Consider the following 6,932-nt stretch of genomic DNA (forward strand, 5'->3'; position numbering starts at 1 on the left):
GAGTGAGGAAGATCACATGAGTGAACACGCCTTGTCCGCCCAGGGAAATCACCGCGTAAGCCGCCGCGGATTTCTCGCGGGAACAGGTTCTGTTCTCGGCGCCGCCGCCCTCGCCGGCACGATCACGGCCCCCGCCCGCGCCGAGGTCCCCGGCCTGAACTGCACCCCCGTCACCGACGGCTCCCAGGTGCGCGTCCTCGTCATCGGCACCGGCTACGGCGGCTCCGTCGCCGCCCTGCGGCTCGCCCGCGCGGGTGTGGACGTCCACATGATCGAGATGGGCATGGCCTGGGACACCCCGGGCCCCGACGGCAAGATCTTCGCCAACACCACCACCCCGGACTATCGCTCCTTCTGGCTGCGCACCCGCACCAAGCAGCCGCTGAGCCAGTTCCTCGGCTTCCCGCTCGACAAGGACGTGCCCGTCCACACCGGCATCCTCGACGCCGAGGACTTCGCCGGTATCACCGTCTACCAGGGGCGCGGCGTCGGCGGAGGCTCCCTCGTCAACGGCGGCATGGCCGTCACCCCGCTCCGGGAGCGCTTCCCGGAGATCCTCCCGACCGTCGACCCGGCCGAGATGTACGCCACCTACTACCCGCGCGCCAACGCGGGCCTGGGCGTCACCCCGGTGGACGTGAACTGGTGGGAGAACGCGGACTGCTACCAGTACGCCCGCGTCGGCCGCAGACACGCCCAGCGCTCCGGCTTCCCCTTCGTCTTCGTCCCCAACGTCTACGACTGGGACTACATGAAGCAGGAGGCCGCCGGGTCCGTCCAGAAGTCCGCCCTGGTGGGCGAGGTCATCTACGGCAACAACGCCGGCAAGAAGAGCCTCCAGAAGACGTACCTCGCCCAGGCCGCGGCCACCGGCCGGGTGAGCGTCTCCCCGCTCCACCGGGTGACCTCCGTCAGCCCGGCCGCCGCCGGCGGCTACACCGTCGTCATCGACCAGACCGACACCACCGGCGCGACCCTCGCCACCAAGACCGTCCGCGCCGACCGGGTCTTCTTCGCCGCCGGCAGCGTCGGCACCAGCAAGCTCCTCACCCGCCTCAAGGCGACCGGCGCCCTGCCGTCGCTCAACGAGCACATCGGCAAGGGCTGGGGCGACAACGGCAACGTCATGTGCGGCCGCGCCAACCACATGTGGGACCCCACCGGGAAGCTCCAGTCCTCCATGCCCACCGCGGGCATCGACAACTGGGACGCCGGCGGCGCCTTCGCCGAGGTCGCCCCGCTGCCCACCGGCATCGAGACCTACGCCTCCTTCTACCTCTCCATCACCCGCACCCCGCGCCGCGCCGAGTTCTCCTGGAACCCGGCCACCGGCAGGGTCGACCTGAGCTGGGACCGGGCCTGGAAGCAGACGTCCATCGACATGGCCAGGTCCATCTTCGACAGGATCAACAGCAAGGAGGGCACGATCTACCGCACCGACCTCTTCGGCGCGTACAAGATCTGGGGCGACCACCTCACGTACCACCCGCTCGGCGGCGCGGTCCTGGGCAGGGCGACCGACAACTACGGCCGGCTCCACGGCCACCCCGGCCTCTACGCCATCGACGGGTCCCTGATCCCCGGCAACACCAGCGTCAACCCGTTCGTCACCATCACGGCCCTCGCCGAACGCAACATCGAACGGATCGTCGCCGAGGACTTCTGACCGCCGGTACGGGGGAGAGGGGCCGGCCGGAACCCCGGCCGGCCCCTCCCCGCGGCCCTCAGCGCGTCGGCAGCACGCACACCGTGTCGAGCCCGAGCACCCGGTTGAGCCGCCCGAAAGCCAGCCACGAACCCAGGCTCATCGTCAGCTCCACGATCTCCGCCTGGCTGTACCGCGCCGTCATCCGCGCCCAGAACTCCTCGTCGAGGCCGTGGTGGTCGAGCGCGTACCGCTCCGCGTACTCGGCCGCGAGCCGCGTCCGCTCGTCGAAGGCCTCCGAGACCTCCGTCTCGCGCCACGCCGCGACGAGCCCGTCGAACCCCTCCTCGACCTTCACCCCGTCCCGGTCGGTGCGCCAGTCCAGACAGAAGCCGCAGCCGTTGATCTGCGCGATCCGCAGCCGCGCCGCCTCGAACTCGCGCAGCCCCAGGGTCGTATGGGCGTACACGGAAAGCGAGAAGTTCGCCGCCGCCGTCCCGATCTCCGGGACCATGTCGCCCCACACGTACCCGATCGGCTCCTGGCCCTCGGGAATGTCGATGATCACCGTGGTCTCCTTCCCAGCTTCCCGGCCGCCGGCCGCAGCGGCACGTCCAGCGCGTCGTACAGTCCCGGCTCCGCCGCCACCAGCCAGTCGATCGCCCCGACGAGCCGTCCCACCGCCGTGGCGTTCCCGCCCGCCGACCGGTTCCCGCCCTCGTCGGTCGCCGCCACCGTCACCTCGATCCGAGGACTCCCCTCGACGATCACCCGGTGCGCGCCGGCGCCGTCCGGCGGCACCGGCCAGTCCGGCGCGCACGAGGGGTGGATCCGGGTCACGTGCTCGATCACGATGCGGGGCTCCCCGCCGACGATCCCCTGCACCTCGAAGCGGATCGCACCCTGCGTCCCGGCCTCGAACACGCCCATCGTCCGCGTCCTCACGGTGGACTCCAGCGGGCGGCGCTCCGTCGCCTCGCGTATCCCGTCCAGCTCGGCGCCGAGGGCGCGGGCCATCAGCCGCACCTGTCCGCCCCAGATCATGGTGGGCACCGAGGGCCACAGCATGGGCGGCTCGTACTCCATCGGCCGGCCCATCCCCACCAGCTCGCGGACCGACTCCTCCTGGTCGTAGGTCGAGTAGTCGAAGATCTCCTGGCAGCGGATCACGTCCACCGCGGCGGCGAGCCCGCTCACCAGGAGCGGCAGCACGTCGTTGCCCCAGCCCGGGTCGACGCCCGAGACGAAGAGCGAACCACCTCCCTCGGCGACCGCCGCGAGCACCGGATCCCGGAACTCGGGCGGTGCGTTCCGCTGGTCGTACAGCGGATACAGGGCGGGCGTCACCACCACAGCGCCCGCCGCCACCGCCCGCACCACGTCGGCGAGCGCCCCGTCGGGCCGGGTGTCGCCGGAGGCCGCGTACACCACCGCCCCCGGCCGCCAGCCGAGCACCGCGCCGACGTCGTCGCCGGCGACCACCCCGAGATCGCGCCCGAGCCCCGCGAGCCGGCCCGCGTCACGGCCCACCTTGGCCGGATCGGACACGAGCACGGCCGCGAGCTCGAGACCCGGATGGGCGTCCACGGCGCGAATGGCCGCGCGCCCGACGTTCCCGGTACCCCACACCACCGTCCGAATCATGCGCGGAGGGTAGCGCCGGGCCCCGGAGGTTCCCAGACCCGTGACGCAACATTGTGACGGTTCGTCAGAAAGGTTGCCCGTCAGGCCAGGCGCAGGGTCACGAACGGAATCGTGTCACCCGGCAGGACGTACCGCTCCACCTCCACGAAGCCGCGCGCCAGGGCGAACCTCAGCCCCTCCCCGTTCGAGGCGAGGACCACCGTCTCCACGCCCTCGTCGCTCAGCGTCCGCGCGTGCGCGAGCCCCCGCTCGTACAGCGCGGTCCCGAAGCCCCGCCCCCGGTACTCCGGCAGCGTCCGCGCGATGACGGTCGCCGCCGGGGTCTCCCCGTCCGGCGGACGCACCGTCGAGCAACCCACCGCCACGTCCCCGAGGTACGCCACGTCGAGCCGGTTGCGGCCAGCCCGCTCCCGCACCTCCCCGGGGGAGAGCACCGCCGTCGGGACGATCGTGTTGTGCACGGCCCGCCAGTCGGCGAGCTGCTCCTCGGTCCGGGCGGGTTCGATACGAAGATCACTCATCGGAGCAGGAAAACGCGTCCCGCCGGGCGGGTCAAACGCTTTCGGCGGCGGGGAGCTCCCGGACCGCCCGCGCCAGCGCGTCCCGGACCCGGTCCGTGTCCTCCTCCGTCGTGCGCCAGTTGCTGAACGCGGCGCGCAGCGCGGGCGTCCCGTGCAGGACCGTGGGGGTCAGGAACGCCTCGCCGGAGTCGGCGACCGCCCGCGCCACGGCGGCGAGCCGCTCCGCCGTCGGACCGTCGGCCAGGGTGAAGCAGACGACGTTCAGGTGCACCGGCGCGAGGAGCCGCAGCCCGGGCACCGCCGCGATCCCCTCGCCGAGCCGCCGGGCCAGCGCGACACAGCGCTCGACGATCTCGGCGTGCCCCTCGCGCCCGTACGCGGTCAGCGAGAACCAGGCGGCCAGGGCGCGCAGCCGCCGGGAGTTCTCCGGCGTCAGATGCAGGAAGTCGGGCGTCCCGGTGGGGAGGCCCAGGTACGGCGACTCGTTGTGGAAGACCCGGACCTGGAGGTCCTGGCGGCGGGTGAACTGGACGGCGGCGTCGTACGGGACGTTCAACCACTTGTGCAGGTCCACGCAGATCGAGTCGGCGGCGTCGAGCCCGTCGACGAGCCCGGCGTGGTCGGGGGAGAGCGCGGCGAACGCGCCGAACGCGGCGTCGACGTGCAGCCAGAAGTCGTACCGCTCCTTGAGCGCGGCGATCGCCCGCAGGTCGTCGAAGTCGACCGTGTTCACCGTCCCGGCGTTCGCCACCACGACGGCGGGTCGCCCGTCCAGCGACTCCAGCGCCTCGGCCAGCGCGGCCACGTCCACGGCCTCGCGCTCCCCGCCGAGCAGCGGCACCGGCCGCAGCCGGTCCCGCCCGACGCCGAGGACGGACAGCGCCTTGGTGACGCTGGAGTGCGGGCTGCCGGACAGCACGTGGACCGGGCCGAGCGCGGCCACCCCGGCGCGGGACACCGAAACGCCCAGGCGCTCGCCCAGCCACTCCCGGGCGACGGCGAGCCCCACGGTGTTGGACATCGTGGCACCGCTGACGAACGCGCCCCCGTGCGCCTCGCTCAGCCCGAAGAGCTCCCGCAGCCAGCCCACCGTCTCGTGCTCCAGGGCGGCGACGGTCGAGCCGCCGCCGCTGGAGCCGTTCTGGTCGTAGGCGCCCGTGAGCCAGTCGCCGGCCAGCGCGGCGGGGGTGGCGCCGCCGGTCACGAAGCCGAGGTAGCGCGGGCCCGCCGAGCCGGAGAACCCGGGCTCCCAGCGCTGCGCGAACCGGTCGAGCGCGCCCTGCGCTCCGACACCGCTCCTCGGCAGCGGGCCGGGCTCGGGGGGCTTCGCGGGGGAGGCGACCGGCCGCTCCCCGATCCCGGAAAGCTCATGGGCCGCGAAGTCGCGGGCGGACTGGAGGAGTTCGGGGAGCCGGGCGAGGTCGGCGGCGAGCGTGGGATGCATGGCCTCAGGGTAGGCGGGCCGTCGGGGTCGATGCGGGGGCCAATCCGGAGGAAGTGGCCTGGTGTGGGGCTCCTCGGCCATGCCGGTCCCTCTCCGTGGCCTGCGATCGGGCGGGCCACCGGGGGACCCCGGGCTCCGGAGGATCTCGGGTCGCCGACAGCCCGGGGACCCTGGCCGCCCGGGGACGCCGACCGCTCGGGACGCCGCCGTCCGGGGATGCCGGCCGCCACCGGTCATGCGACTGCCACCGGTCATGCGACCGCCGGCGCGGGGTGGGGCGCCGGCCGGCGGTGGAGTGTCGACCGCCCGGGCATGCCGACCGCCACTGGCCATGCGACCGCCGGCCTGGTGTGGGGTGCCAGCCGCGGTGGGGTGCCGGGCCGGGGTGGGCGTCAGTCGCTGCGGTGGGTGCCGGGTCGTCCGGTCGTCCGGTCGTCCGGTCGCCGAGCCGCCGGGGTCCACCCGGTCGGCACGGCCGTCCGGCGGCCGCTTCGACGGGCCGCGCCGCCGCGGAAGGGCCGTACGGGTGAGGGCGCGGCCGCGGCGGCAGTGCCGACCGCCGAGCGGGTACGGATCGCTGCATTGCCCCCGGCCAGGAGGATGCCGTCCCATGCCCGTCCGCAAGGGCGCCCCCGCGCTGTTGAGCGCCGGCACACTGTGCGCGGCCCTGTTGCTCACCGGCTGCGCGAGCCCCACCCCACCCGCGCCCGCCCCGACGTCCGCGTCCGCCCCGAGGCCCGCGCCCACCTCGGGCGACGGCCGCCCCGCCGCGGGCCCGCCGGCCGCGGCGGCCAACGACCTCGCCTCCGCCCCGGTCCCCGCGCCCCGGCTCCCCGGCGTCGGCCCCGCCACGCAGGCCCTCGTGCCCGACGGCACCACCCAGGCCTTCGTCGTCACCGGCGCCACCGCCGACTCCAACACCTCCACCGCCACCCTCTACCGGCGCGACCCCGTCCGCGGCTGGATCAAGGCGGCCGGGCCGTGGCCCTCCCACAACGCCCTCCGGGGCTGGACCGACGACCACACGGCGGGCGACCTGCGCACGCCCATCGGGGTCTTCCGGATCGGTGACGCGGGCGGCCGGCTGCCCGACCCCGGTGCCCGGCTCCCGTACGACGAGGACGAGTTGTTCGCCATCAGCGGCACCGGCTTCATGGGCGAACCGCTGGAGGGCTCCTTCGACCACGTGATCGCCATCGACTACAACCGGGTGCCCGGCCGTACCCCGCTCGACAAGGAGCGCCCCCTCGGCGACGAGAAGGGCGGCGGCGTCTGGATCCACGTCGACCACGGCGGCCCCACCCAGGCCTGCATCGCCCTGGAACTGGAGGCGATGCGCGAACTCCTGCGCGCCCTCGACCCGGCCGCGGAGCCCGTCGTCGTCATGGGCCCGGCGTCCGAACTCGCGCGGTGACCTTCCGCGCGGCGCGGGGAGCCGGACACCCGGGGCCGTGGGCCCGGTCCCGGCACCCGGGCCGATCGCCGCGCGGAGTCGAGACCTCCCTGGGGCCTGTCGTCAAACTCCCGTCTGCCCCGCGACGCCATGCACGCGCTCTCGCCGCACCGGGCGCAAGCCCGAGTACGCCCAGTACGAGGACTCGCGCCCGGCACGCCGAGAGCACGCACCTGACGCCGCAGGGCAGCCCTTCGGGCGACGACGGGAGTTTGACGACAGGCC

At 74.1% G+C, this 6,932-nt stretch carries 6 protein-coding genes; 2 read left to right on the forward strand and 4 right to left on the reverse strand.

Annotated features, from left to right (window positions below; translation table 11 throughout):
* Window positions 1-16 precede the first annotated feature (16 nt).
* Entirely contained in the window at window positions 17-1,666 is a 1,650-nt protein-coding gene (locus K7G60_RS12145; RefSeq protein ID WP_225800857.1) for a GMC oxidoreductase, read from the forward strand.
* 58 nt (window positions 1,667-1,724) lie between these two features.
* Here K7G60_RS12145 and K7G60_RS12150 read toward each other — a convergent pair whose 3' ends face one another.
* The 4 genes from K7G60_RS12150 to K7G60_RS12165 all read right to left on the reverse strand — a co-directional run bounded on the left by K7G60_RS12150 (window position 1,725) and on the right by K7G60_RS12165 (window position 5,254).
* On the reverse strand, window positions 1,725-2,213 hold the full coding sequence (locus K7G60_RS12150; RefSeq protein ID WP_225800858.1) for a carboxymuconolactone decarboxylase family protein: 489 nt from the start codon (window positions 2,211-2,213) through the stop codon (window positions 1,725-1,727).
* Window positions 2,210-3,289, reverse strand: a complete 1,080-nt coding sequence (locus K7G60_RS12155; protein WP_225800859.1) for a dihydrodipicolinate reductase — start codon at window positions 3,287-3,289, stop codon at window positions 2,210-2,212. The genes K7G60_RS12150 and K7G60_RS12155 overlap by 4 nt, the downstream gene beginning before the upstream one ends.
* An 80-nt stretch (window positions 3,290-3,369) precedes the next feature.
* Window positions 3,370-3,810: a GNAT family N-acetyltransferase gene (locus tag K7G60_RS12160; protein WP_225800860.1), complete on the reverse strand. Its 441-nt coding sequence runs from the start codon at window positions 3,808-3,810 to the stop codon at window positions 3,370-3,372.
* 31 nt (window positions 3,811-3,841) lie between these two features.
* A complete protein-coding gene (locus K7G60_RS12165) occupies window positions 3,842-5,254 on the reverse strand; it encodes a pyridoxal-dependent decarboxylase (protein WP_225800861.1) in 1,413 nt (470 codons plus the stop codon).
* Between the two features lie 610 nt (window positions 5,255-5,864).
* Between K7G60_RS12165 and K7G60_RS12170 the strand changes: the two genes are divergently transcribed.
* Entirely contained in the window at window positions 5,865-6,668 is an 804-nt protein-coding gene (locus tag K7G60_RS12170) for a L,D-transpeptidase family protein (protein WP_225800862.1), read from the forward strand.
* Window positions 6,669-6,932 lie beyond the last annotated feature (264 nt).

This window comes from Streptomyces sp. NK15101, assembly GCF_020400725.1.
Taxonomy (GTDB): Bacteria; Actinomycetota; Actinomycetes; order Streptomycetales; family Streptomycetaceae; genus Streptomyces.

Coding starts and splice junctions, on each gene's coding strand:
- K7G60_RS12145 (WP_225800857.1), top strand. CDS start 17: ATGAGTGAACACGCCTTGTCCGCCCAGGGAAATCACCGCGTAAGCCGC.
- K7G60_RS12165 (WP_225800861.1), bottom strand. CDS start 5,254: ATGCATCCCACGCTCGCCGCCGACCTCGCCCGGCTCCCCGAACTCCTC.
- K7G60_RS12160 (WP_225800860.1), bottom strand. CDS start 3,810: ATGAGTGATCTTCGTATCGAACCCGCCCGGACCGAGGAGCAGCTCGCC.
- K7G60_RS12170 (WP_225800862.1), top strand. CDS start 5,865: ATGCCCGTCCGCAAGGGCGCCCCCGCGCTGTTGAGCGCCGGCACACTG.
- K7G60_RS12155 (WP_225800859.1), bottom strand. CDS start 3,289: ATGATTCGGACGGTGGTGTGGGGTACCGGGAACGTCGGGCGCGCGGCC.